16 protein-coding genes are annotated in these 22,845 nt (G+C 68.5%); 6 read left to right on the top strand and 10 right to left on the bottom strand.

Annotated features, from left to right (window positions below; all coding sequences use genetic code 11):
- Positions 1-28 precede the first annotated feature (28 nt).
- Positions 29-835 (top strand): pseudouridine synthase, encoded by an 807-nt coding sequence (locus tag FL344_RS28765; RefSeq protein WP_141620788.1) that lies wholly within the window; start codon positions 29-31, stop codon positions 833-835.
- A 125-nt stretch (positions 836-960) separates the two neighbouring features.
- Here the strand turns inward: FL344_RS28765 and FL344_RS28760 are convergent, their stop codons facing one another.
- Together FL344_RS28760 and FL344_RS28755 are read right to left on the bottom strand one after the other, a co-directional pair.
- Positions 961-4,494 carry a hypothetical protein gene (locus FL344_RS28760; RefSeq protein WP_141620787.1) on the bottom strand — a complete coding sequence of 1,178 codons (3,534 nt, stop codon included), beginning with the start codon at positions 4,492-4,494 and terminating at the stop codon, positions 961-963.
- Between the two features lie 15 nt (positions 4,495-4,509).
- Positions 4,510-6,450, bottom strand: a complete 1,941-nt coding sequence (locus FL344_RS28755) for a hypothetical protein (protein WP_141620786.1) — start codon at positions 6,448-6,450, stop codon at positions 4,510-4,512.
- 389 nt (positions 6,451-6,839) lie between these two features.
- Here FL344_RS28755 and sthA point away from each other — a divergent pair, with 389 nt between their 5' ends.
- Positions 6,840-8,243 carry a Si-specific NAD(P)(+) transhydrogenase gene (gene sthA / locus FL344_RS28750; protein ID WP_141620785.1) on the top strand — a complete coding sequence of 468 codons (1,404 nt, stop codon included), beginning with the start codon at positions 6,840-6,842 and terminating at the stop codon, positions 8,241-8,243.
- Here the strand turns inward: sthA and encD are convergent.
- Complete coding sequence (encD, locus tag FL344_RS28745) at positions 8,227-8,556, bottom strand: encapsulin nanocompartment cargo protein EncD (RefSeq protein ID WP_141620784.1); 330 nt, start codon at positions 8,554-8,556, stop codon at positions 8,227-8,229. The two genes, sthA and encD, sit on opposite strands and share 17 nt — an antisense overlap.
- 40 nt (positions 8,557-8,596) lie before the next feature.
- Entirely contained in the window at positions 8,597-8,959 is a 363-nt protein-coding gene (locus tag FL344_RS28740; protein ID WP_141620783.1) for a nuclear transport factor 2 family protein, read from the bottom strand.
- A gap of 159 nt (positions 8,960-9,118) precedes the next feature.
- On the opposite strand from FL344_RS28740, the gene fusA reads away from it, so the two are divergent.
- The 3 genes from fusA (at position 9,119) to FL344_RS28725 (ending at position 14,383) form a co-directional block, all read left to right on the top strand.
- Complete coding sequence (fusA, locus tag FL344_RS28735) at positions 9,119-11,233, top strand: elongation factor G (RefSeq protein ID WP_141620782.1); 2,115 nt, start codon at positions 9,119-9,121, stop codon at positions 11,231-11,233.
- 85 nt (positions 11,234-11,318) lie between these two features.
- Positions 11,319-13,241: an ABC-F family ATP-binding cassette domain-containing protein gene (locus tag FL344_RS28730; protein WP_141620781.1), complete on the top strand. Its 1,923-nt coding sequence runs from the start codon at positions 11,319-11,321 to the stop codon at positions 13,239-13,241.
- A gap of 272 nt (positions 13,242-13,513) precedes the next feature.
- Positions 13,514-14,383, top strand: a complete 870-nt coding sequence (locus FL344_RS28725; protein ID WP_228565455.1) for a flagellar motor protein MotB — start codon at positions 13,514-13,516, stop codon at positions 14,381-14,383.
- A gap of 21 nt (positions 14,384-14,404) precedes the next feature.
- On the opposite strand, the gene FL344_RS28720 is transcribed toward FL344_RS28725, so the two are convergent.
- From FL344_RS28720 to FL344_RS28710, 3 genes are all read right to left on the bottom strand, one after another.
- Positions 14,405-16,300, bottom strand: a complete 1,896-nt coding sequence (locus tag FL344_RS28720) for an OPT family oligopeptide transporter (RefSeq protein ID WP_141620780.1) — start codon at positions 16,298-16,300, stop codon at positions 14,405-14,407.
- Between the two features lie 102 nt (positions 16,301-16,402).
- On the bottom strand, positions 16,403-16,888 hold the full coding sequence (locus FL344_RS28715) for a peptidylprolyl isomerase (RefSeq protein ID WP_141593068.1): 486 nt from the start codon (positions 16,886-16,888) through the stop codon (positions 16,403-16,405).
- A gap of 73 nt (positions 16,889-16,961) precedes the next feature.
- On the bottom strand, positions 16,962-18,239 hold the full coding sequence (locus tag FL344_RS28710; RefSeq protein WP_141593067.1) for a dicarboxylate/amino acid:cation symporter: 1,278 nt from the start codon (positions 18,237-18,239) through the stop codon (positions 16,962-16,964).
- Between the two features lie 80 nt (positions 18,240-18,319).
- Here FL344_RS28710 and FL344_RS28705 point away from each other — a divergent pair, with 80 nt between their 5' ends.
- Positions 18,320-18,958, top strand: a complete 639-nt coding sequence (locus FL344_RS28705; protein ID WP_141620779.1) for a 2OG-Fe(II) oxygenase — start codon at positions 18,320-18,322, stop codon at positions 18,956-18,958.
- Here the strand turns inward: FL344_RS28705 and FL344_RS28700 are convergent.
- Genes FL344_RS28700 through FL344_RS28690 form a run of 3 tightly spaced genes read right to left on the bottom strand, consistent with a single transcriptional unit; the run spans position 18,937 to position 22,792 of the window.
- Positions 18,937-19,719 (bottom strand): DNA methyltransferase, encoded by a 783-nt coding sequence (locus FL344_RS28700; protein WP_090489541.1) that lies wholly within the window; start codon positions 19,717-19,719, stop codon positions 18,937-18,939. The two genes, FL344_RS28705 and FL344_RS28700, sit on opposite strands and share 22 nt — an antisense overlap.
- Before the next feature lie 50 nt (positions 19,720-19,769).
- Positions 19,770-20,684: a DUF2381 family protein gene (locus FL344_RS28695; protein ID WP_141620778.1), complete on the bottom strand. Its 915-nt coding sequence runs from the start codon at positions 20,682-20,684 to the stop codon at positions 19,770-19,772.
- A 50-nt stretch (positions 20,685-20,734) separates the two neighbouring features.
- Positions 20,735-22,792, bottom strand: coding sequence for a serine/threonine-protein kinase (locus FL344_RS28690; RefSeq protein ID WP_228565454.1), 2,058 nt, complete (start codon positions 22,790-22,792; stop codon positions 20,735-20,737).
- Between the last annotated feature and the right edge of the window lie 53 nt (positions 22,793-22,845).

The raw sequence follows: 22,845 nt of genomic DNA, 5'->3' as shown, positions 1-22,845 counted from the left end.
AGGCCCGCCCGGGTACAGTGCCGCGCCCATGCCTCGCAAGCCCGACAAGCCGAAGCCGCCGCCGCAACACAAACGCTGGGAGGGCAAGGAGAAGCCGGACTGGCTGTCGCGCGCGCTGGCCCGCGCGGGCATCTTTCCCCAGAAGGAAGCGGAGGACGCCATCCGCGCCGGCCGCGTCAGCATCAACGGCCGCGTGGCGAAGATGGCGCTGACGCCCGTGCCGCCGGGCGCCACCGTGAAGGTGGACGGCCTCGTCGTGTCCCTGGAGGCCCCGCCCACGCGGGTGCTGGCCTTCCACAAGCCCGCGGGCCTGCTGTCCTCCACGGAGCGGCAGCACCGCACCGGCACCGTCTTCGAGGCGCTGCTGCCCCAGCTCCCGCCGGAGCTGGCTGGATACACGTGGCACGCCGTGGGCCGCCTGGACGTGGATTCCACGGGCCTGCTGCTCTTCACCAACGACGACAAGCTGGTGGCTCACGCCACGTCCCCGGACGCGCACCTGCCAAAGCGGTACGTGGCCACCGTCTTCAGCACCGCGAGCGACGAGCGGGTGGAGCCCCTGCGCCGGGGCATGACGTTGGATGATGGCCCCGCCCGCCCCGCGAAGGTGAACGTGCGGGACGAGCACACGGTGGAGGTGACGCTCACGGAAGGCCGGCACCACCAGGTGAAGCGGATGCTCGGCGCGGTGGGCCTGCCCGTGCGAGCGCTGCACCGCGAGGCCGTTGGCAGCGTGGACCTGGAAGGCATCCCCGAAGGCACCTTCCGGCTGCTGACGGACGATGAGGTCCGCGAGGGGCTTCGCTACGAAGGACGCGCGCCCTCGGCTCCCTAGGGCCTTCGTTCCCTCCCCACGAAGCATGGCTGGGTGCCGCGCGACATGCGAGCCCACGCCCCCGCGTGCGAGGAGCGCCATGGGTAACCCCTGGTGGCGCTCCTCGACGCGAGGCTGAAGGCGACTCAGCCGCCCAAGTTCTGGAAGTAGAGGGCTTCCGCCTTGACGATGTTCGTCGAGAGCGCGGTGATGAGCGCCACCAGATTGCCGCCCAGATAGGACAGGCCCATGCCGGCGATGATGGTGACCGCGGCCTCGGGCTGGACCGCCACAATCGCCGTGCTGACGCCGGTGATGACGCCGCCCAGGTTGGAGCAGACGTCGCTGCACCAGGTCGAGTTGCGCGGAGAGCCGAGGATGTCGCTGCTGATGGCGGTGACGCCGATGCCAGCGTCGAAGCATGCCTTGATCGTGCCACGCACCGCGGCGGAGCTGATGGGAAGCGCCGTGGAGCCCAGACGCAGGAGGCTCGCGATCCACACGAGGACCCGCATCTGGTACGCAGTGCCCTCCATCGCGGGGCTTTGGATGGGGAAGGTGAATGCGGCGGCAATCCCCCCCATGGTCAGGCTGGAGACCAGCAGGCACTTGCCAAGCGCTCCTTTCAGCCGTGCCGCATCCATGCTGACTCGCACGAAGCCCATCAGCGATGCGAGCCAGCCAGCAATCGAAGCGACTCCCGCGCCAATCACCGAATAGCGCCGGGCCGCGATGCTGGCCTCCTTCTTGCTCGCGCCCTCTGCCGTGTCCACTCGCGTCATGCTCGTCCAGAGGTCCAGCGGGTCCCCAGAGAATGGCGCCTGGCCGTCGTTGGCGAGCTTGTAGAGGTAGGTATAGGGAACCGCCACCAGCAGCGACATGAGGTTCACCGCCGACAGCTCCTCCGGCGGGGCTTCGCCCTTCCCGAGCGCGCTGGTCAGCCACGTGTAGAAGCCGGAGAGGAACGGGATGTTGACCGGCTCGGTCAACAGACTCACCACCCACGGCACGAGGTCGAGCAGGTAGTCGACGCAGCCCAGCAGCAGTATCTCCAGCGTGTCGATGATGGTCTTCGCCAGCCCCTGGAGGAAGGTGACGATGTGCTCGACGGTCTTCCCCTCCCCGGTGAACACGGCCTTCAGGTTCTCCCAGTCCTCTTCAATGGCCTTCACGAGGACGAAGGAGGTGGGAATCAGCACGTCGTCGATGAACTTCTGCACCGGCGCGGGCAGGTCTCCCACGGGACCGCCGCCCAGGAGCATGCCGCTGTACTGCGTCTGGTAGCTGGACCAGCTCGCGATGGGCGTGTCGAAGTTGATGCCGGGGTGACTCTGCTGCGTGGCCGCGGCCATTTCACTGGGGACCATGGACGCGACGCTCGCTGGCACCTTCATGCTCGCGAAGTTCTCGCGGGCGAAGCCCAGCTGCTCGGCAATGATGCGCGCCATCTTCTTCTTGAGCCGGGCCGAGTCCTCCTGCACCTCCTTGGACAGCGCCTCCAGGGCGCCGGTGAGCGTCTTCGCGATGACGAGGTGCGTGGCCCAGATGTCATCCCAGCCAAACAGTTCGCCGAGCCAGCCAATCAGCTTCTCCATGCCAACCTTCAGCGCCTTGAACAGCACCGTCAGGAAGGCGAAGAGCTGCTCGAAGCTCTGGATGACGAACTTGATGACGCGGCCTGCGACGTTGAGGGTGATCTTGATCACCGTCTCCGCGACCTCGAACAACATGTGGCCAATCTGGTCCACCACATTGCCGATGAACTGCACCACGTCGCCCACGGCGTCGACGATCCACTCGCCCACGTCCTCGACCAGCTTGAACTGGGACGCCTCGGCGCCCGAGTGGTATCGGAGGAGCCCCTGCGGACCGAAGGACAGCGCGAACGCCTGGGGCGGCCGCGCCATGTGCGCCCCGCTCTTGGCCTGAGGCGTGGGCCCCACGACGCTGATGACCTCGGTGGGGTAGGACTGCTCTGGCTGGAAGGCCATCATCTGGGCGATGGCACTGGCGATCTGGTCGGCCGTCACGCCTTCTGGCAGCGTGGGCGGCAGCACGGGGATGTCCGCGCCGGTCCGCACGGCGGCCAGCTTCTTGTAGACGTTGCTCGCGGGGTTGATCCGCAGCGTGTCCGTAAAGGCGCTGCTGGTCAGCGTGAAGGTGGAGACCGCCAGGTCCTGGATCTGCTGGATGATGTCCAGCTCACCGGTGACGTTGGTCGAGACCTCCACGCTCGCGCCGGCGTCCACGGTGTATTTCAGGCCGTTGATCAACAGGCTCTGGAAGCTGGCGCTGGTCAGGGTCAACGGGAGGCGCGCCGCCGGGGGTTGGCCGTTGACGCGGAAACTGAGCCTGGTGCTGTAGCTGTTGACCTCCTGCACCTTGTCGCTGCTGTACAGGGGGATGGTCTCCTCCTGCCAGAGCGTGGTGGCCGGGTCCTGCCAGAGATAGTGAATGGCCTTCTGACGCTCCCAGTCGGTGGTCAGGAACACCAATTCGTTGGCGCGGGTCGCGGGATTGATGAGCGGCGCGATACGCGAGATGCCGGTCTTCAGCACCAGCGGCGTCGTCCAGTGCAGGGCCCCCTGATGCTCGAACTGGCTGAGCAGGTAGAGGTTGCTGCCGGAGAGCGCCCAGGCGGAGAGCGCGTTGGACTTGCTGAAGCTCTGCCGGACCACGAGCCCACCAGCGGCCATGCCCGGCAGCTGTTCGCCCGTGGCGACAGTCTGTGCGGCCGTCCAGCCCGGCGCGTTCGATTCGAGCTGGGCACTGGCGTTCCAGAACACGATTCCCGCCGCGCCGCCGGCATAGAGATAGCTGGTGCCGCCGCTGCCCGCGGTGGTCTGTAGACTGTTCTGGCCCGCGGGTACGGGCAGCGCCCGCACGTAGTCCCGCCCGAACTCGTTGAGCAGCGTCTTGAAGACGAGGTGCGTGCTGCCGTCCTGGCCGGCGTACAGCATGTACAGGCCCTGCCCCAGGTCGGAGACCGCTCCGGGCGCGGAGTCCAGCACCGTCCGGGCGTCGGTGGGCGAGGGAAAGGAGGTCCAGTTCCAGGTGATGGCGCCGGTCGTGGTGTTGACCGTGGCCTGCATCAAGTAGGTGAGCACGTCCGTCGCGCCGGGGGCGACCAGGCCCACGGCGATCATCGGGATGCCAAAGCCCTTGCCATCGTCCAGCGGACTGATGCTGGCGCGGCTCACGCTCGAGCCAGACAGCGGGTTGCCGGTGGGGGTCCACAGCGCAGCCAGCTGCGACAGGTCGGTCACCTCCAGGTTGTTGGACAGCGGTCCGGCCACATAGGTATTCACCGCGCCGGAGGCAGCATCCTGGCAAGCCAGGAACAGGCAGAGGTTGCCGTTGCTCAATTGCCCGCTGGCGAAATAGACCGGCTTGCCCAGCGCGGACACCCCTGGCAGCAAGTCAATCTGACTCCAGCCCGTGGGGTCATTGCGCGTGTTGACGATGGCATAGAAATCCCCGCTGTCGGCTCCAAAGGAGAAAACGATGGGGTAGCCGTTGGAGTCGCAGGCGGCGGTGACCTGGCCGCCGGGGGCAATCGGCAGCGCTGGCAGGTAATTCTTCATCAACGAGCCGCTGGCGCTGACAGTCAGCGACGGGTTCTTCGGCAGCGTGCTGGGGATGACGACGCTGGTGGTGGACGAGCGAGGTGTCGTGGTCATGTGAAGGTTCCTCCGTCAAACGCCGTACGTGACGTCCATTTGCAGTGCCAATGCATCGTTGAAGCGCGGTGCGTTCAGGAGAAACACGGCCCCCGTGGGTGAGATGAAGTTGCCGGTGGCGCCGCCCGTCAGCCCCTTGTTCAACTGGGAGTTGAGCTTGTTGAAGGTGTTGTTGATCTGCGCATGCACCACATCCACCGTGTACCGCGCCGGGTTCAGCTCTTGAATCAACTTGGACGTGGGAAACAACTGGTCGATGATGGCCCACGCGGTCTGGACCACGAAGGAGCTCAGACCCGCCTCCCAGTTATTCGATTCGAGCGGGCCGTTCACCGGCTTGCTGAAAGTGGCCTGAGAGTGATTCACCACCAGGTCATAGCCATTTCCGCCCACCGCCAGCGTCAGCGCCTGCGAGAACGAGGTCTGGCAGGTCACGCTCCAGACAAGGGGGATTTCGATGCTGAGTACCTCTAGCGTGGCCGCGAGCTTCTGGGTGATGGACAGCGAGCCCGAGACGTTGACCGTGTTGCCGCTGACCGCGATGGTGTAGTTCGGGCTCTCCTTCTGCGTCACCTTCATATAGGTGCCCGTCTTCACCCGGTTGTCCGGTGGCGGCGTGCTGCGGACCAGCCACTCATAGGAGGTCTGATAGGTGAAGGTCATCCCGTTCTGCCGCCAGGAGGCAGGAGGGGCATGTACCGAGGTGAGCGCCTGCACCAGGGGGTTGAAGATCTCCGGCCTGAAGAACACGTCCTCGGAAAACAGCAGCTCGCCCGAATAGTCGTTGGAGGTGACGAAGTTCGTGCCCACGCTGGGCGCCGGCTGGATGGGATTGGCGTTGCCGCCGCCCATCACCTGGTAGTTCAGGACGGACAGTCCGCTGTCGGCGGTGTTGCGGAGGCTGGAGAAGCCGACCGAGGTAGGCACCAGGAGGGGGGTGCTGTCGGGATCCGTCTGCGCCGGGTTGGAGGAGGTCACCGTGACGCCGATGATGTACGGCGTGGATGAGGGGTTGCCGTCGTAGGTCGCCCCCACGCCGAAGGCGTATTGCAGCGCGACACTCACCTCGGTGAGGAAACCCGGGTCCCCTACCAGTTGCGCCAGGGTGGTGGTGGAGACGGAGAACGTGTTGCTGGCGGTGTCGATCGACGCCCCCGTCACCGCGGTGCTGGTAGGCGGCGCGGTCGTGCTCCACTGCGTGAAGTCGGTGGTGTCGAAGTTCAGGAACAACTGCTTCAAGGAGAAATACGCGCTGTTGAAGCCGCTGCCGTTGATGGTGTCCAACACCTGCGGCGGCATGATTCCTTTGTCGACCAGTTCGGCGATGCCTTGCGGCGTGGTGGGGATGGAATCCAGGTTCACCGTGAAGCGCAGCGGCAGGCCAGACAGGTCCACCAGGGTGGGGTAGAGGCCTCCCGACATGTAGAACAACCCCGGCACCAGGTAGTTCGAATAGGTCGTGGTGGTGCCCACCGTGACCGACGTCCGCTTCAGCCAGTAATAGACTGTCTGATTCGGCAGCGTCTGGGCCTCGCCGTTGCTCCCGAATGCGATGTCCTCATGATTCACCAGCAGCCCGTACTGCGAGTTATCGGGGCCTGGCTGAGGGGAAGCGAACGCGGCGTCCACCTGGGCCTGGGTGAAACCGAGTTGCTCCATGACCGTCTGCGTGAGCGGCTGGCTTTGCAGGGCGAACTGAAACAGGCACTGCTGGGGGTTGTCACCAGAGGCCAGGATGACCATCGGCTGCGCCACGCTGGGCGCCGCGATGTAGCCCCTCAGGTAGGAGGTCAAGGTCATCGCGCCGCCGCCAAAGGCACCGCCAGCGGTGGCCAGCCCGTTCGTCTTCAGCAGGGAGCGGATGTACCCCTGTTGCATCAACCTGGAGAACTGCGAGTTGATTTCATTCTGGGTGACCTGCAGGACCATGTCGTAACCAAAGAGCGCGTCTCCCATCGTTCCTTCCAAGAATGAGGCGGCAGTCAGGAGACTGCCGCCTGGCAAAGCCCGCATCGTCGCGCCCACGTCCGACGTGGCGTCTCAGTCGCCATGATTCAAAACGTGACTCCGAGCCGTGAGACCGACGACGACCGGGGCCAGGTCCGCCGAAGCGGCCTGGCGAATCACGGCGGGGCCTAGCAACATCAGGGCCAGGGACGTGCCGCAGCACATCCCGCAGGAATCCCGTGCGGACACACGCGTGACATGTTTCAGGCTGCGTCCTTCAGGAACGTGGGCTGCGTCGCGCCGGACGCAACACGGCACGGAACGGCGGCGCGGCATCCGCCCCGGCGGCACGGGGGATTGCCTTCAAACGACCGGCGGGGTCGCGTACCTTCGCGCCCATGGCGGACTTCGACCTGGTGGTGATTGGCTCCGGCCCGGCGGGTGAGTGGGGCGCGGTACAAGCGGCGCTGGCGGGCAAACGCGTGGCGGTGGTGGAGCGGGAGCCCGTGCTGGGGGGTACCGCGGCGAACACAGGCACCCTTCCCTCCAAGACGCTGCGCGAGACGGCGCTGCACCTGTCCGGCTTCCGGGCCCGGGGGCTGTACAGCGTGGAGACGACGCTGCAGCACGAGGCCACGGTGTCCGACTTCCTCTTCCGCGAACGGCGGGTGAAGGACATCGAGCGCGAGCGCATTGCCCGCAACCTCCAGCGCCACAAGGTGGAAATCATCCAGGGCACCGGCGCGCTCGTGGACGCGAACACCGTCGTCGTGCGGCGTCAGGACTCCCCGGAGCGGCGCCTCACCGGCGCCACCATCCTGGTGGCCACCGGCTCGTCGCCGTACCGGCCGCCGCTGTACCCCTTCGAGGACCCGCGCATCCACGACTCGGACGAGGTGTTGGAGCTCGAAAGGCTGCCGCGCTCGCTGGTGGTGGTGGGCGCCGGCGTCATCGGCTGTGAGTACGCCTGCATGTTCGCCGCCATGGGCATCCCGGTGACGCTGGTGGAGACGCGCGAGGAGCTGCTGCCCTTCCTGGACGACGAGTTCTCCGCGCTGCTGGGCCAGCGCATGGAGGCGCTCGGCATCCAGCTGCGCTTCGGGCAGGTGGTGGAGCAGGTGGACGCGCCACAGGACGAGGACACCCCCATCCGGATGCGGCTCTCCTCCGGCGCCGTGCTGGAGACGGACCAGGTCCTGGTCGCCTCCGGCCGCACCGCCAACACGGCGGGCCTGGGGCTGGAGGCCCTGGGCGTAAAGGTGGGCCCGCGCGGCCAGGTGGAGGTGGGCCCCACCTACCAGACGGCCCTGCCCCATATCTATGCCGTGGGGGACGTCATCGGCTTCCCGGCGCTGGCCTCCACGTCCATGGACCAGGCGCGCATCGCCGTGGAGCACGCGTTCGACCTGGGCGGTGTGCGCACCATGGCCCCGGTGCTGCCCTACGGCATCTACACCATCCCCGAAGTGTCGATGGCCGGAGAGACGGAGGAGGCCCTGCGCAAGCTGAACGTGCCCTACGTGGCCGGCCGCGCCGCCTTCGCCACCAACCCGCGCGGACAGATTCTGGGAGACACGCACGGCCTGCTGAAGCTGCTCTTCCACCGGGAGAGCCTCAAGCTGCTGGGCGTGCACGTCATGGGGCCCCAGGCCTCCGAGCTGGTGCACGTGGGCCTCACCGCCCTGCTCACCGGCTCCACTGCCCGGCTCTTCGTGGAGACGTGCTTCAACTACCCGACGCTGTCGGAGGCCTACAAGGCGGCCACCTTCGACGCGTTGGACCAGCTCAGCGGCTGCCCCTGAGGCTGCCCACCGTGAGGCCCGTGGCGAGAGGGGCCGCTTCGTGCAGCTCGTCCGCCGAGCCCCGCGCCAGCCGGGGTGCCTCTGCGGGCGCTTCCCGGGCCGGCGTGGGCGCCGCGGCGCCGCGGCCCGCCGCCCCTCCGAGCAGCTCCTGGATGCGCTGCCAGCGCGCCTTCTCCTCCACCATCAGCCGGGTGAGCTCCGCGCGCGCGGACGCATCCTCCAGGTCAGAGGCGGCCGCCGCTACGCGGTCCAGGAACGGCATCAGGTAACCGAAGTCCCTGTCGAAGGCGCTGGGGTTCGAGTTCTTCGCCATTGGCGGCCACGCTAGCCCACTTCACGGAAGGTGGGGGACTTCAGCCGTGGTACACCCGCGAGGCGACAATCCGGCCGTCGCGCACCTCAAAGACCTCCGCCACCGGCATGGGGGCCTCCCCCGGCGCATGGCGCAGGTACTCCATGAACACCCGCTCCTCGTCCGTGGTGAGGGCCACCAGCTCATACCGCAGCCCCGGCAGCCGGGCGTTGGCCGCCTTCCACCATGCGGACAAGGCCTGCCGCCCCACCAGCCGCCCGCCTGTCTCCGGGTGCAGCACCCGGATTTTGGGGGACGTATGGGTGGCGTCCTCGGCATAGAGCGCCACCAGCGCGTCCACGTCATAGGCGTTGAAAGCGTCCAGCCAGGCTCGGGCGAGGGAGAAGTTTTTTGTCGCGCTCATCGTTAAGAAACCCCAACTGAAAACGGCATTGAGTGGGTGGAGGTAGGCCCAGGTGGGTCAATTTCCATGCGGATTTGGCTGGAAACTACGTCCTGTGGGAAGTAGAGGCCCCGCCTGCTCTGTTCCGTCAGGCACTTTCAAGAGAAGAAGGACCGGATCGTGGCCGCCAACGCACCCATCGAGAAGATTCGAAATATCGGTATCTCCGCTCACATCGACTCGGGCAAGACGACGCTCTCTGAGCGCATCCTGTTCTACACGGGTCGGATTCACGAGATCCACGAGGTCCGCGGCAAGGACGGCGTGGGCGCGATCATGGACAACATGGACCTGGAGCGTGAGAAGGGCATCACGATCCAGTCCGCCGCCACGTTCGCGATGTGGGGCGAGTACAACATCAACCTCATCGACACCCCGGGACACGTCGACTTCACCATCGAGGTGGAGCGCTCGCTCCGCGTGCTCGACGGCGCCATCCTGGTCCTCTGCTCGGTCGCTGGCGTGCAGTCCCAGTCCATCACCGTGGACCGCCAGATGAAGCGCTACCGCGTCCCGCGCATCGCGTTCGTCAACAAGATGGACCGCTCCGGCGCGAACTATGACCGCGTGGCCGCTCAGCTGAAGGAGAAGCTGAACCACCACCCGGTGCAGATGCAGATGCCCATCGGCGCCGAGGACCGCCTCAAGGGTCTCATCAACCTCATCGAAATGAAGGCGTACTACTTCGATGGTGAGAGCGGCGAGAACATCCGGGAAGAGGAGATCCCGGCGGAGCTGCTCGAGGAGGCCAAGACGCGCCGCCAGCAGATGATTGAAGGCGTGGCCGAGGTCGACGACCAGCTCGGCGAGCTGTTCCTCGCCGACCAGCCCATCTCCAACGAGGCGCTGATCGCCGCCGTCCGCCGGGCCACCATCGGCCTGAAGATGACGCCGGTCATGTGCGGCTCCGCGTACAAGAACAAGGGCGTGCAGCTGCTCCTGAACGCCGTCTGCGCGTTCCTGCCCAACCCCAAAGAGGCGACGAACGAGGCGCTGGACCAGAAGAACAACGAGGCGAAGGTCATCCTCGACTCTGACCCGGAGAAGCCCTTCGTTGGCCTCGCGTTCAAGCTCGAGGACGGCCGCTACGGGCAGCTGACGTACATGCGCGTCTACCAGGGCCGGGTGACGAAGGGCGACTTCATCATCAACCAGTCGAACCAGAAGAAGGTCAAGGTTCCGCGCATCGTCCGCATGCACTCGAGCCAGATGAACGACATCAACGAGGCCACCGCGGGTGACATCGTTGCGCTGTTCGGCATCGAGTGCGCGTCCGGCGACACGTTCACCGATGGCGTGGTGAACTACACGATGACGTCCATGCACGTCCCGGACGCCGTGATTTCGCTCGCCGTGGCCCCCAAGGACCGCTCCGCGCTGGCCAACTTCTCCAAGGCGCTCAACCGCTTCACCAAGGAGGACCCCACCTTCCGCGTGCACCGCGATGAGGAGTCCGGGCAGACCATCATCCGCGGCATGGGTGAGCTCCACCTGGAGATCTACATCGAGCGCATGAAGCGCGAGTACAACTGCGAGGTCCAGGCCGGCAAGCCGCAGGTGGCGTACCGGGAGACCATCAGCCAGAAGGGCGAGTTCGCGTACACGCACAAGAAGCAGACGGGTGGCTCCGGCCAGTTCGCCCGCGTGTGCGGCTACATCGAGCCGCTGCCCTCGGACGCGGTGCAGCAGTACGAGTTCGTGGACGACATCGTGGGCGGCTCCATCCCCCGCGAGTTCATCCCGGCCTGCGACAAGGGCTTCATCGAGGCCGTGAAGAAGGGCAGCCTCATCGGCTTCCCCGTGGTGGGTGTGCGCGTGGTCATCAACGACGGCGCCTTCCACGCGGTGGACTCGTCCGAAATGGCGTTCAAGACGGCCGCCATCATGGGCTTCCGTGAGGGATATGCCGCCGCCAAGCCCATCATCCTCGAGCCGATGATGAAGGTGGAGGTCCAGGCCCCCGAGGACTTCCAGGGCTCCGTCGTGGGTCAGCTGAACCAGCGCCGTGGCACCATCCTCTCCACCGAGACGGCCGAGGGCTACGTCACGGCGGTGGCCGAGGTGCCGCTGAACACCATGTTCGGCTACTCCACGGACCTGCGCTCCGCCACCCAGGGCAAGGGCGAGTACACGATGGAGTTCTCCCGCTACACGCCGGTGCCCCGCAACGAGTCCGAGGCCCTGATGGCGGCGTACAAGGAGAAGCTGGCCGCCGAGCAGGCCGCGCGCAAGTAGTCCGCGCATCCGCCGCACTCTGGCGGTAAGGAAGGCGTCCCTCTTCAACGAGGGGCGCCTTTCGCCTTTTCAGGAGTCCGATACCGTGACGCTGCTCCGCGCCGCCAACGTCCAGCTCAGCTTCGGAAGCCGCACCGTCTTCCAGGACCTCACCTTCACCATCGAGGAGGGGGAACGGGTGGGCCTGGTGGGCGTCAACGGCTCCGGCAAGTCGTCGCTGATGAAGATATTGGCCGGGGCCGCCCGCGCCGACACGGGCGAGCTCCAGCTGCGCCGCGGCGCCCGCGTCACCTACCTGCCCCAGGAGCCGGAGTTCCCCGAAGGCGCCACGGTGGCCTCCGAGCTGTCCGTGTCCCAGGGGCCGCTGAAGGAGGCGCTGGCCGCCCACGCGGAGCTGGCGAAGCGGATGGAGTCCGCCCCGGCGGAAGAGCAGGAGAAGCTGATGACGCAGTTCTCCGCGCTCAGCGACCGCATCGAGCAGATGGGCGGCTGGGACACCGAGCACCACGCGAAGACGCTGCTGGACAGGCTGGGCGTGAAGGACTGGGACCGGCCCGTGGCGCAGCTGTCCGGCGGCCTGCGCAAGCGCGTGGCCATCGCCCGGGCCCTGCTGACGCGGCCGGACCTGCTGTTGTTGGACGAGCCCACCAACCACCTGGATGCGGACACGGTGGACTGGCTGGAGGAGGAGCTGGACAAGCTGCCCGGGGCGCTGCTGCTCGTCACGCACGACCGGTACTTCCTGGACGGGCTGGTGGACCGCATCGTCGAAATCCAGCCCGGCGCGGGCGTCACGTCCTACCCCGGCAACTACCAGGCCTACGTGGAGCAGAAGCTGGTGGCGCAGGAGAACGCCGCACTGGCGCAGCACAAGCGCGAGCGCTGGATTGCCCAGGAAGTGGCCTGGCTGCGCAAGGGCCCGGAGGCCCGCCGCACCAAGAGCAAGGCCCGCATCGAGCGCGCGCAGAAGCTGATGGCGGAGAAGGGCTTCGAGCGCCCCAAGGTGGCGGAGCTGCGCGTGGCGGCGGCGCCCCGGCTGGGCCACACCGTCATCGAGGCCGAGGGCGTGAACAAGGCCTTCGGCGACCGCAAGGTGCTGGACGGTGTGAACTTCCGCCTCCAGCGCGGCGAGCGCGTGGGCCTGGTGGGCCCCAACGGCGTGGGCAAGACGACCTTCCTGCGCGTGCTGTTGGGCGAGGTGGAGCCCGACGGCGGCAAGCTCGTCATCGGGAAGAACACGAAGGTGGCGTACTACGACCAGAGCCGGGCGCAGCTCGACCTGGAGGCCACCGTGTACGAAGCGGCCTCGCAGGGCGAGGACTGGGTGGAGCTGGGCGACCAGAAGATTGCCCTGCGCGACTACCTGGACGACCTGCTCTTCCCCGTGCCCATGCAGCGCATGAAGGTGAAGGCGCTGTCGGGCGGTGAGCGCAACCGGCTGCTGCTGGCGCGCCTGTTCCTGGAGGGCGCCAACGTGCTGGTGCTGGACGAGCCCACCAACGACCTGGACATCGTCACCCTCAACATCCTGGAGCGGCTGCTCCTGGACTTCGGAGGCAGCACCCTGCTCGTCACGCACGACCGGTACTTCCTGGACAAGGTGGCCACCAGCATCCTCACCTTCGAAGGCGAAGGCCGCGTCACCCGCTACGAGGGCAACTACGCCATGTACCGGCGGCTGAAGGAGCAGGCGGACGCGAAGGCCGCGGCCCCCGCCCCCCCGAAGCCGGGCCCCAAGCAGGATGAGCCCGCGCCCGCCAAGGCCGCGCGCAAGCCCGGGAAACTCTCCTACAAGGACCAGCGCGAGCTGGACGGCATGGAAGCCACCATCGAGGCCGCCGAGTCGCGCAAGGCCGGCCTGGAGGCCCAGCTCGCCGACCCCGCCGTGTACAGCAACGGCCCCAAGGTGGCGGAGGTGCAGAAGGAGCTGGACGCCGCCGTCGCCGAGGTGGACCGGCTGTACACGCGCTGGCAGGAGCTGCAGGACCTGGCCGCCGCCAGCGCGTAGGCGCCGCGCGCGTCTGTCCATTCCCAGCCATGTCTGGGAATGAGACTTCACGGAAACACGGGAAGAATCCGGACGGCTTGCCCGTCAAGCCGGCAAGTTGTTTGGAACCCCAATACTTGCTGGCCGCAAGGGTAGGAGTGCCGCCCTTGCACGGGACTGGCGTGTCGTGCGACTCGTTCGGGACTTCGGGCCGTCGCATTCACGTCGTGTTTCATTGGAGGCGCGTCTTGCCGTCCCGGCCTGCGCTTGCGCTTGTCTCTGTGTTGTCTTCATTGGCCCTGTTCGTTGGCCCCGCTGAAGCGCGGGCCCAGGGCCGGTCGCTCCCCTCCTTCAACCTCCAGCGCCTGGAATTGGACCCGGCGGCGCTGGGCTCGCTGATGGTGGGCACGGGCCGCACGCTGCCCCAGGGCGCGCTGCGGATGTCGGTCCAGGGGCACTACGAGCAGCTCCCCTTCACCTTCCAACGTCGCTGGGAGCCAGGTAGCGGCCGTGGCCTGGTGGAGGACCGCTTCACCATGGACCTGACGGCCGCCTACGGCGTGCTGCCGTGGCTCCAGGTCGCCGCGGAGGTGCCCTTCATCGTCAGCCAGGGGGGCACGCGCTTCCGGGACTTCAACGCCCCGGAAGGCTCGGGAATGGGAACGCCGTGGCTGGGCCTGCGCGCGGCCCTGAAGCGTCAGGACTTTGGCTTCCAGCTGGCGGCGGACGTGTCGGCCGCGCTCCCGGTGGGCAGCACGGCGCTGCTGGCCCGGGACGACTACGCGGTGCACCCCCGCCTGCAGGTCGGTTTCCTGGCGGAGACGTGGCAGGTGGGCGGTGAGGCCGGCGTGCTGGTGCGCAAGAAGCACGAGCTCGCCAGCGTGTCCGGATTCTCCCAGGACGTCATCGGCAGCGAGCTGCGGCTGGGCGCCACGGTGACGTCGCGGGCCGGGGAGAGCACGCGCGGCGAGGTGAGCCTGGTGGCGGGGCTGCCGCTGCAAGGGGGCCGTCCGGGCGGCGAGTTGCTGGTGGCCATCCGCAAGCACGCGCTGTCCTGGCTGGACCTCTACGTCCTGGGCGGGCCGGGCGTGGGCGCCGGCATGGACACGCCCACCTTCCGCTTCGTGGCGGGCGCCTCGTTCTCCACCTTCCGGGTGGACTGAGGCGCCCCGCCCCGCGGCCGCCTACTTGGGCATCACGCCGAAGGCCTTCGCCATCGCGATGCCGATGCCCAGCAGGCTCTCCCCGGCGATGAAGCCGGAGGACACCGGCAGCACCATGTCCTCCGCCAGCTTCGGCTTCGTGCGGCGCAGCAGCGCGGCAATGGCCGAGCCCAGGAAGAAGGCGATGGAGCTGGAGCCCGGAATCACGATGGCCAGCCCGAAGCCCGCGGGGGACGGCACGTAGGCCTTGGCCTTCGCCGGGGCCCAGCGATCCAGCAGCACCAGGAAGATGCCCAGCGCCGCGCCGCACAGCGCGCCCATGCGCGCCGAGCCCGGCAGCGCGGCCACGCCCGTGGCGAGCAGCTTCGACACGCCGGCCCACACCATGGAGGCGGGCGCGGGGAACTCCTCCGTGCCCAGCATGCTGGCGTCTGGCACCAGAATCTTGAACACGGGCACCACCACGGCCGCGCCGGCCACCACGCCGAAGAGCTGCGCGACGAACTGCTGGCGCGGATTGGCGCCCAGCAGCCACCCGGACTTGAGGTCCGTCAGCAGGTCCGCCGAGTGGAGCCCCACGCCGCCCGTCGCGTTGGCGCTCATGACGTTGGCGGGGATGTTGCCCGGCGCCAGGCCGCCGAAGATGAGCTGCGTGACGGGGCCCAGCGCCTTGGTGGGCGTGGTGTCCGTCTCGCCCGTCACCCGGCTGGCGATGACGCCCATGACGACGGCCAGCGGCATGGCCAGCACGCCCGCCCACCACGGAATCTGGAACAGGTAGGCCATGAGGAACACGGCCACCGGGCCGAGAATCGCGAAGCCCAGGGGGAACCACGCGGGCGGGCACTCGATGCCGGCCAGCGGGTCGGCCTCCTCCTCCTTCGCGTTCTTTCCCTTGAACAGGCCGGACAGCGACTTGAAGGAGCGCGCCACGCTGCGCCACTGGAAGGCGAAGGAGAGCAGGCCCGAGGACACCAGCACCGCCGAGCCTGTCCACACCATCCAACTGTTGATGGAGCGGTAGGTCACCTCACCGATGGCGCCTTGGCTCACCATGGCCGGCGCGAGGAAGCCGTAGGTGAGCACGGCGCCCAGCAACATGGACCAGCCCGTGCGGAAGCTCACCAGCGCGCCCGCGCCCACCAGCAGCAGGCTGAACTCGAAGGACAGCGACCATGCCGACGCCTTCTTGCCCAGCATCGTGAAGGGCAGGCTCACCTTCTCCGGGATGTTGGTCAGCCACGTGAAGCGCGCGTCCCGCAGCGCCACCACGAGCGCGCCGATGCCGCCCGCGATGCCCAGGAGCCGCGACTTGCGGCGGGCCACCTCGCCATGGCCGTGCAGCGCACGGATGGTCTCCGCGGTGGCCGTGCCCGTGGGGAACGGCAGCGCCTCCACGTTGATGAGCTGACGCTTGATGGGGATGGCCGCGAAGACGCCCAGCGCGGAGATGACGGCGAACCACACCATCAGCCAGCCCGAGGACGGCAGCGTGCCCGTCAGCATCAGCAGCGCGGGCACCGCGGCCATGTTGCCACCGCCCGTCATGTAGCCGGCGGCCGACGCCACCGAGCCCATGGCGTTGTTCTCCAGGTCGGTGAACTCCGCCTTCAGCACCCGAATCGAGCGCAGCGTGCCGAACACCGCGAAGGCCAGGATGCAGGCGGTGATGGTGACGCCCAGGCTCCAGCCCGTCTTGAGGATGACGTACAGGTTGGACAGGCACATCACCGCGCCAATCACCATGCCGGCGATGACGGCGCGCACCGTGAGCTGACGCACCCCACCCTGGTAGACGTGCTCCAGCCAGTAACGTTCCGGGTCCTGGGCCGCGGAGGCGCCCGCGTCACCCGGCGAGTCGGACGGTTGGATGCGGAGGCCGCTGGGACTGGGCGTCTGAGAGGGGGACTGGCTCATGGGGGCGGCGAAGATAGTTCACCCCCACGCCCCCCGGCGAGCACCGCTTTTGACGGGGCGGGCCAACCCGGGAGGCTGGCCGCGCCGCGTCAGGAGGCAGCGTCAGCCGTGGTCATGCCCGCCCGGCCCGTGGACGTGGCCGTGGGAGAGCTCTTCCTGCGTGGCGGCACGCACGCCCTTCACGGTGACGTCGAAGTGCAGCGTCTTGCCGGCCAGCGGGTGGTTGAGGTCCACCACGACGCCGTCATCGCGCACTTCCTGGATGCGCAGCGGGATGTCGCCCTGGTCCGTCTGCGCCATCAGCGACTGGCCGGCCTGCGGCGAGAAGCCGGGCGGCAGCATGCTGCGAGGCACGGTGCGCACGCCCGCCGGGTCGTGCTCGCCGTAGCCCTGGCCGGGCGCCACCACCACCTGCTTGCTCTCGCCGAAGCTCATGCCCTCCAGGGCCCCTTCGAGCCCCGGGACGATCTGCCGGTGCCCGTGCAGGTAGGAGAGCGGCTGGTCGGGCGCGCTCTGGTCGATGACCTGGCCGTCTCCCAGGTGCAGCCGGTATTCGAGCGAGACGACGGAATCCTTGGCGACCCTCATGCGGGGCTCCTTGCCGATGACTGCGGTGGGACTGCGTTTGCTGTGGGGAAGGTGCGGCGGGAAATGCCCGGCGTCAGGAAGCAGAGGGGTCCACGGCTCCCTCTTCGGCCGGGCTGTCGGCCGTCTCCCCGCGCGCCACGTAGACGGCGGCGGCCAGGTCGCCGGTGACGTTGAGCGTGGTGCGGCACATGTCCAGGAAGCGGTCCACGCCCAGGATGAGCCCCAGGCCCTCCACCGGAATCTTGAACATGCCCAGAATCATCGCGATGACGGGAATGGAGCCCGCCGGCACGCCCGCGGTGCCGATGCCCGCCAGGATGCAGATGAACATGATGAGCGCCTGGTCGGACAGGCTGAGCGGCACGCCGTAGACCTGGGCGAGGAAGAGCACCGTGACGCCTTCGAAGAGCGCGGTGCCGTTCTGGTTCATGGCCGAGCCGGCGGTGAGCACGAAGCGCGACACGCTGCGCGGCAGCTTGAGGTTCTCCTCCGCCACCTTGAGCGCGGTGGGCAGCGTGGCGCTGGATGACGACGTGGAGAAGGCGGTGACGATGGCCAGCCGGCTGCTGCGGAAGAACTCGATGGGGCTGCGCCCGCCCAGGAAGCGCACCGACAGCGAGTAGACGACGAACATGTGCAGGCCCAGCGCCAGCAACACCGTGCCCATGTAGGAGGCGAGCTGCACGAAGATGCCGAAGCCCAGCCGCGCCGTCATGGCGAACAGCAGCGCGGCCACACCGAAGGGCGCCAAGCTCAGCACACCGTCGATAAGCTTCATCATCACGTCATAGAGGCCTTGGATGGACTCGCGCAGGCGCTGGACAGGCTCGCTCGGCGTGAGCGCCACGCCCATGCCGAAGATGAGCGAGAAGACGATGAGGCCGATGAAATCCCCATCCGCCGCGGCCTTGAGGGGGTTGGTGGGCACCATGGAGACGAGCACCGCGCCGAACGAGGACGCTCCCGGCGCGGCGGCCGCCTGGATGGTCATCCCGCCCTGGGCCAACGCCCGGGCCTCGTCACTGAGGCCCGCGCCGGGCTCCAGCGTGTTGACCAGCACCAGCCCGATGAGGACGGAGATGGAGGACAGGACGACGGTGTAGCCCAGCGTGCGAGCCCCCAGCCGCCCCACCTGCTTGAGGTCCAGCTCCGCCACGGCCACGACGATGGCGGAGAACAGCAGCGGCACCACGAGCATCAGCAGCAGGCGGATGAAGATCTGCCCCACCGGTGAGGCCACATTGTCCACGACGAAGGCCAGCCAGGGAGCCCCGCCCGCGACGAGGTTGGCGACAAGGCCCGCCACCGCGCCGGAGGCAATGCCGACGAGCATCTTCTGGTGCGCTTTCATCGAATCTCCGAGCCCTCCTCGCCGGAGGAGAATGGTCCGCGCCACCGGGCGGTAGGCGAAGATGGCATGCTGTCCTCCTCGTGGAAACCCTCGTTCGACTCACAGAGAACGCCGTGCCCCCCCTGCTCTTCCGCCGCCTGCTGCGACGCTTGGGCGCCGTGGGCACGGAGCGCCTGCGTCAGACCTACCAGACGACCTTCTGGTACGACTTCGGCCCCGCGGCCAACGTGGTGGAGGACATCATCCTCACGCTGCGCCCGCACATCGCCGGCAAGCGCCGCGTGGCCGGCGTGGAGTGGTGGCTGTCGCGCATGTACCCGACGGACGTGCGCGTGGACTTCCACCAGGACCGCGACGAGAAGCTGGCGCTGCGCACCGGCGAGTTGGTGCACCCGCGCATCTCCTCCGTGCTGTTCCTCAACCGGGTGCGCGGCGGCGCGCTGGTGGTGACGCCCGAGCTGCCAGACCCGGCCAATCCGTCCCTGGCTCCCACGCGGCTGGACACCGCCGACCTGGTGACGCCCCGGCCCAACCGGCTGGTGGTGTTCGACGGCACGCTCACCCACGGCGTGCTGGACGCGGACAACCAGATTCCCGACGGGAAGCTGCCCGGAAGGTCCCGGCAGCGCCGCACGCTGGTGATGAACTGGTGGGGCCACCGTCCCACCGACATCCCCGCGTGGGCGGACACGCGCCTCTACCGGGCGCTGGCGCGCTGAGCTTCCTCGCGGGCCGTCTCGCGCAGGCGGTGGGTGACGCGCTCGGCCCACTCCGGCTCGATTTCCAGGCACGCGGGCCGCCGGCCCAGCCGCAGCGCCGCCGACGGCATGGAGCCACTGCCCGCGAAGGGGTCCAGCACCGTGTCCCCTGGGCGGCTGTACGTGCGCACCAGCGGCTCCAGGACGGAGAAGGGCTTGTGGTGCGGGTGGCCGCCCCAACGCTTCGCTTCGCCTTCATCGTCATAGCCGCCGACCACGGCCCAGACGGTGGGCAAATCTCCTGGCGCCAGCGGCGGCGCGGGCGTGCGGGCAATCACGAGCGCGACTTCGTAGACGCGCAGCGTCTGCTCGTTGGCGTTCTTGTCGGTGGTGCGCTTGCCCCAGACGTACTCGCCGCGCAGGTGCGGGTACCCCAGCCCGCGCGCGGCGGTGAGGATGGGCTCCTTGCCCAGCAGGTTCGTCCAGATGATGAGCGGCGCGTCCGGCGTCAGGTGCGCGGTGGCGCGCGACAGCCAGGCCTCGGAGAAGGCGCGGTAGTCGCGCACCGTCTCGAAGCGGACGATGGGGTTCTGGTCGATCTTCTTGTGCGCGCGCGTGTCTCGCAGGTCCCCGCCCTTGCGCCGCCGGGTGAGCAGGCAATACGGCGGGTCCGTGTGGAGCAACGCGGCGCGGGTGTCGCCCAACGCCGCGCGGTAGCCCGCCGGCTCGCGGGAATCGGCGTTGATGCAGCGAAGGGACTCGGGCGGGGGAATGGAGGTCATCGGCCTGAGCGGCACCCTACACGGCGGGGCGCGAGGCTCAAGTGGCGCGCTCACCGCGCCTGGAAACCCTCCAACTTCAAGGTCCGCTTGCGGCCCTCATCCCACAGCTCGAGCGTGTACCGGCCGGCGTCCGCGGCCTCCGGCTCCTCCAGGACGATGATGATGGGCGAGCCGCCCGCGGCGTCCAAGGGTCCTTCCTGCCAGGGAGGGAGCGTCCGCATCCGGTTGCCCTGGGCGTCGGTGAGCGCCGCGCCGGCCGCGATCCATCCCCTCCCCGCCTCCGAGGGAAACAATGAAAGCCGCAGCGCGGCCCACCCGGGGGACAGACGGACGAGGCTCGCGCGGCGGACGACGAAGTCACCCGTCACCTTCCGGGGCGCCCAGCGCCTGAACATGACGGTGCTCTCGTCGCGGATGTCCGCCACCAGGGACTCGCGCGTGTACTCCCCTCCCGTGCGGGAGCGCTGGAGCTGCTGCACCTGGCGCTCCAGCCGGAGCATCCCCGCACGGAGCTCCTCCACCTCCTGCCGGTAGGACGCGGCGGACCGGGCATGGCGGTAGATCTCCACCTGGCGCTCCGGCCGCGTGGCATCCACGACGAGGTCCAACACGGCCCGATCCGGCACGGCGCCATCATGGAACCGGACCTCCAGCCGCAGCCGCTCCCCCTCCCGGAACGTGGGCGAGGGCACCAGCACGAGGTGGTCCTCCGTCACGCCGAAGCGCTGGAACCGCTCACGGCCTTCGAGCGCCAGTTGCTCCGGACGGATGCGCGCATCGAAGAACAAGGTCGTGGACAGACCGGGGCTGATACGGACCTCCGGCGGCGTGGCCAGACCTCCCGCCTGCACGTCGATTCGCCGCACCACGGCGGCACCCGCAGGCACTTCCACCGCCGCGGACTCCGCCAGGGTGGCCCACAACAAGCCCCACGCGAGCACGATGAAAGTGGGCGAACCAGTCAAGGCCGAGCAACCTCCAGCAAGGACGCCTCCACACCATGACAGGAGGAGGGCTACCTGCGGTGCCCCATTTCTCCAAGAACCTGGGAGATCGCCAGGTTGACGCCCGGAAACATCATCGGTCTGCCGGGAGTGCTGGAAGGGTCATACTCCATCCCCACGGCTTCCCGGGCGGCGCTGTCCACGATGTTGGCGCAAATGGGGATGCGCCGGCCGTCCGGGTACTCCACCTCCGTGAACCACCCGTAGATGGCCGTCTTCCCGTGGTACACCGTCCCATAGAAGCGGCTCCCCTTCGGGAGGCGGCCGCTCCAAGCGCTCCGGACCTCGTCGATGGCATAGAGGGTGATGGGCTCCCCGTCTGGCGGCACGGGCACCGGACGCACGGAAACCTTGGGCGTCATGGAGAGCGTCAAGTCGTTGCCAATCATCTTGGGCGGGTGGAAGCCCAGCTTCGCCATGGAGTCCAACACCTCCGTCGGGCACTGGATGCGAGGCGGCATGTCCCGCACCTGGGGCCCGCTGGCGCACGCGGCCGAGAGGCAGGCCACGGCGGCGGCCTTGCCCAGCGCGCTTCCTGGCGACGGGCGCTTCTTCAACGGTGACGCGTGGGCTGCTTCCCCCTCCGCGTCGGAGGAAGCCACCTGCGCGGACACTTCGTCCTGCGCGTCCGTGTCGTGGACCGCGCCCGCGTCCGGAGAGGACGGCACCGCCTCTAGGAGGGGCATCTCGGAGGGATTCGAAGAACGACTCGTCACTGCGTGACTTCCTTTCTCAATGGGAACAGGCGGGGCAGGAACCGGGGCTCCCGCGATGGGCATCGCGAGGCGGCTCACCCCGAACACCACCAACCCCACGCCCAGCAAGGCGGCCACTCCCCACCCCATGACGGCTCGGCGCCTCGAACGCGGTGCTGGCGGCGCGGGCGTCTCCGCCACGGGCGCCGCCGGTGCGGGCACGGCGGGCGCCTCGACCTCGGGCACTCCGGGTGGCTCGGAGGAAGTGACGGGCGCATTCGCATCCGCCGCGGGCGCATCCCGGGGCTCCGGATTGAGGGGCAGCACCGCAGCGACCTCGGACGACTCCCGAGAACGGACGGGCCGCGAGGACGTGGAGGCGTCGGGCACCATGCGCACCCGCGGCGCCTCCGCGTCGGCGCCCTCGGGCGGACGGTCCAACGACACCTTCCATGCGGGCTGCCGCTTCTCCTTGGCCACGTCCCAGAGGGCCTGAAGCAGGGCCTCCGTGTTGGCGTAGCGGTCCTCGGGGCGCTTCGCGAGCAGCCGCAGGGCGATGTCGCCCAGGGCGCGCGGCACCTTCGGGTTGACGACGTGGGGCGCGCGCGGCGTCACCGTTTCGATGGCCGGCAGCAGGCGGTCATACGGAAGCTTCGGGTCGAACGCGTAGCCATCCGTGAGCGCCTCGTACAGCAACGCGCCCAGCGCGTAGAGGTCCCCGGGAACACCCGCGTCGAAGTTGGCCCCCTGCTGCCAGGTGCCCTCACGCAGGAAGGCGACGCATTCGGGCGGCAGCAGGTGAGGCGCGGCGGGCGCCACGCCCACCGTCAGCGTCGTGGCCCCGGGCAGCCGCACCGTGCCCAGGTCGATGAGGATGGGGCGCTCGTCCTCGCGGCGGATGAGGACGTTGTCGCCCTTCATGTCCCGGTGGTGCACACCCCGGCGGTGCAGGTCCGCCACCACGCGCACCAGCTCCGTGAAGACGGTCAGCAGGTGCGCCGCCGTGGGCTTCACCCGCCAGCGCCACTCATGGAACGTCTCGCCATCGATGTAGTCGGTGACGAAGTACAGGTAGCCGTCGGGAGGCTCGGGCCAGCGGTCCACGGCGTGCAGTGCCGGGAGGTTCGGATGGGGAGCGCAGGCCAGCAGCGCCGCGACCTCGTGCGCCAGCCGACCGTTGATGTCCTCTTCCTCCGCCGCGTGGAGTCCCGCCGGGCGAAGCGCCATCTTCAGCGAGTAGTGACGGCCCGCCCGCTCCACCTGGAAGACCCGGCCGAAGCCCCCCGAGCCCAGCGATGCCACCACGCGCCAGGGGCCGACCTCGCTGCCCGGGACGAGTTGATCCGGATGGAAGGGAGGCGACCTCACGGCCACGGCCACTGCCCTCCTCCCGCCCCACCCGTGACGTCACGCGCGGGACACACGGC

Source organism: Myxococcus sp. AB036A (genome assembly GCF_006547355.1).
Lineage (GTDB): Bacteria > Myxococcota > Myxococcia > Myxococcales > Myxococcaceae > Myxococcus > Myxococcus virescens.
The sequence above is the reverse complement of the archived record's forward strand: the minus strand, read 5'-3'. Positions and strand labels throughout refer to the sequence as shown.